Source organism: Gammaproteobacteria bacterium (assembly GCA_011682695.1).
In the GTDB taxonomy this organism is placed as follows: Bacteria; Actinomycetota; Acidimicrobiia; order Spongiisociales; family UBA4744; genus BMS3Bbin01.
This window is the reverse complement of record JAACED010000126.1, coordinates 1-2,684: the sequence shown is the minus strand read 5'-3', so window position 1 is coordinate 2,684 and position 2,684 is coordinate 1. Positions and strand designations below refer to the sequence as shown.

Annotated in this window: 4 protein-coding genes; 1 reads left to right on the top strand and 3 read right to left on the bottom strand. The window is 62.9% G+C overall.

Going from position 1 to position 2,684, the window contains the following annotated elements; genetic code table 11:
- Positions 1-325: hypothetical protein (locus GWP04_12760; protein NIA26406.1), on the bottom strand; the 325-nt coding region annotated here is incomplete at its 3' end.
- A gap of 149 nt (positions 326-474) precedes the next feature.
- Between GWP04_12760 and GWP04_12755 the strand changes: the two genes are divergently transcribed.
- A complete protein-coding gene (locus GWP04_12755) occupies positions 475-1,188 on the top strand; it encodes a hypothetical protein (protein NIA26405.1) in 714 nt (237 codons plus the stop codon).
- Positions 1,189-1,191: 3 nt separating this feature from the next.
- Here the strand turns inward: GWP04_12755 and GWP04_12750 are convergent, their stop codons facing one another.
- Both GWP04_12750 and GWP04_12745 read right to left on the bottom strand, forming a co-directional pair.
- Positions 1,192-1,692, bottom strand: coding sequence for a hypothetical protein (locus GWP04_12750; protein NIA26404.1), 501 nt, complete (start codon positions 1,690-1,692; stop codon positions 1,192-1,194).
- The coding region (locus tag GWP04_12745) for an FtsX-like permease family protein (protein ID NIA26403.1) at positions 1,689-2,684 on the bottom strand (996 nt) is incomplete at its 5' end. The genes GWP04_12745 and GWP04_12750, both read right to left, overlap by 4 nt.

The following is a 2,684-nucleotide window of genomic DNA, read 5'->3' as shown; positions in this document are numbered from 1 at the left end:
TGATCTGGACGTCCCGCTCGTCCTTCCTGTCGATGTCGATGTCCTCGGCGGAGCCCTTTCCGGTGATCTCAGCTCTGATCCCGGCCCAGATGCCGGTCCCGATCCCCGTGAGGATCGAACCGACTATCGTGAGGACGATCGACGCACCGATGGCTATGAGCAACGAACGCTGGTAGGCGATCTCAGTGACGGGCGCTTCTCCAAGCTGACCCAGGGTGACTGTGAAGTAGACTGCGGGAACGGCAGCTGCGACAGCCGCGCCCACCCAGGTGATCTTTTCCTCCCACGACATTGCGTCCTCCTTGATGTCAGGAATGTTTGACATGACTGACTGTAAAGCGCTTCAGACACCATGTCAAGTATTTTTTACTACGTTGGAATCAGATTCCGGCGGCTGCTCCGGAATGAACTCCGTAGAGTCCCTATTGGCCAATCCCGCTGGATACCTCACCTCATCTCCGCGATACTCGAGACATGATCTCAACTCCCACCGACCACAGCTCCCTCATCACCGGCTTCCTCCCCTCGGAACATGGTTTCTCCTTCGGCAACGTATGGGAGGACAAGCCCTGGCGTATCCGAGTAGGCGAACGCGAGTATGCGATCGGTCTGCGAGGAAGGTGCGGTGGGATGGTCTTCGCGGCGCTGGACTATCACCGGGCAGGCGTATCGGCCGCTGGGCTGGCAGAAAAGCGCCCGACCGCGGGCACTCCGCTGGCGCGCTACACGATGTGGCGCCAACTCGAGAGCCTCAGCCTTTACGGCGGGGTGAACATGCTGCGGTTCGCCAGGTGGACGTATCGACCCACCGGCACATGGATAGGAGCTGCGACCGCCACGCGACGCGAGGAGTTGGGCAACGTCTTGGTCTCGATGGTCGCTGGCCGCCCAGTGCCCCTGGGTCTCGTTCCGGCCGAGCGCTTCAAGGGGCTGGGGCTGAACCACCAGGTGGTCGCCTATGGGGTGGATCGTGATGAGGCGGGAATCTCCATCCGCATCTACGACCCGAACCATCCGTTGCGCGACGACGTGACGCTCGAACTGTCCTGGGACGGCACTGAACCGATTGCCGAGAAGGTCGGCGGCAAGGTCAGGCACCAGTGGCGTGCGCTGTTCGTCGAGACCTATCGGCCAAAGGTGCCGCCCGGGATCGAGCCGCCCGGGAACGAATCAGCGCTCGGCGAGTGACCTCTACTCGAGGACCACGACCATCGTCGCGCTCGTGACGCCGTCTGCCTCAGGCACAGTGGATATGCTGACGCTCTGACCTTCCGCAAGAGTCGCGGACTCGACACCTTCGGCGTATGCCACTACCGTGTCGGAACTCGTGTAGACCGTCACCGAGCCCCCGTCGACAAGAGCGACCGTGATCGTGTCGGAAGCCACTTCGATGACCTCGCCTTCGAGCATCCCACCCCGCATCCCACGACCCGGTGCACCTGGTTCGACTCCCGGTGGCACCGCTTCGCCGAACTGCTCCTGCATGAACGCGTCGCGTTCCTCGGGCGTCATTGCCTGGACCTTGGCCCGGTCCTCCTCCGAAAGCCTTCCCAGACCGCCGCCTAGTCCCGGCTCTCCGGTGACCGCAACCGAGCCACCATCATCTTCGAGAGCGCCGGAGGCGTACCATCCTGCCCCGAACGCTGCCAGTGCCACCACCAGTACGATCGCTATCACTGCAGGTGTCTTCATCTCGAGCCTCCAAGTCCCGGCGGTCCTACCCGCCACACACTGTCCACTACTGGTATCTCAACGCTTCCATCGGGCTCATCTTCGCGGCCCGACGTGCGGGGTAGTATCCGAACACCACGCCGATCAACGGCGCTTACGCTGGCGGCTAGTACGATCGCATCGATCGTGACGATCGCGTCTATCCCTAGAAGGCTTCCGCCGAAAACGCCGATCCCCCAACCCGTGAGTATGCCGAGCGCTCCGCCTATGAGCGTGAGGAGCACGGATTCGACGAGGAACTGGGCGGAGATCGCCGAATCGGTGGCGCCGATCGCCTTGCGAAGGCCGATCTCGCGTGTCCGCTCGGTCACGGTGGTGAGCATCATGTTCATGATCCCGATGCCGCCCACCAGTAGCGAGATCCCGGCGACTGCCGCCAGCAGTGCGGTGAAGATGCCGGTTATCTCGGTCACGCTATCGAGGATGTCGGCCATGTTCATGATGCGGAAGTCGGCGGCCTCCTCGGTTGCGATACCGTGGCGCGTGAGCAACTCTGCGGTCACGGCGTCTTCGGCAGGGGTCATCTGCTCCTCGTCGATCACCTCGACCGAGATCGAGGAGACGTACTCACTGCCGGCGATGTAGCGCTGGTGCGTCGAGAGTGGGACGAACGCCGAGCCGTCCACGTTCGTGAAGCCGGAGCTGCCCTTCTCGTCGAGGACGCCGACGATGGTGAGCAGCATGTTGCCGGCTCGTACCCGCTGTCCGACAGGGTCCACTCCCTCGCCATAGAGGTCCTCGGCAGTCTGGGCGCCGAGGACGATCACCTTCGAGTACGCGCTGTCGTCGCGCTCGGTGATGAACTGTCCCGAGACCGTCTCCAGCCCGTTGACCTCCCCATACGCTTCTGTCACACCGATCAGCTGGGCGTTGACGTTCTCATCGTCGGCGACGATCTGGCTGAATCCGGAGGACTGTGGGGCTGTTGCTACCACGAGCGGAAGTGCCTCGAG

Excerpts from the sequence above, each read along its gene's own strand:
- GWP04_12755 (NIA26405.1), top strand. The coding sequence starts at position 475 with ATGATCTCAACTCCCACCGACCACAGCTCCCTCATCACCGGCTTCCTC.
- GWP04_12750 (NIA26404.1), bottom strand. The coding sequence starts at position 1,692 with ATGAAGACACCTGCAGTGATAGCGATCGTACTGGTGGTGGCACTGGCA.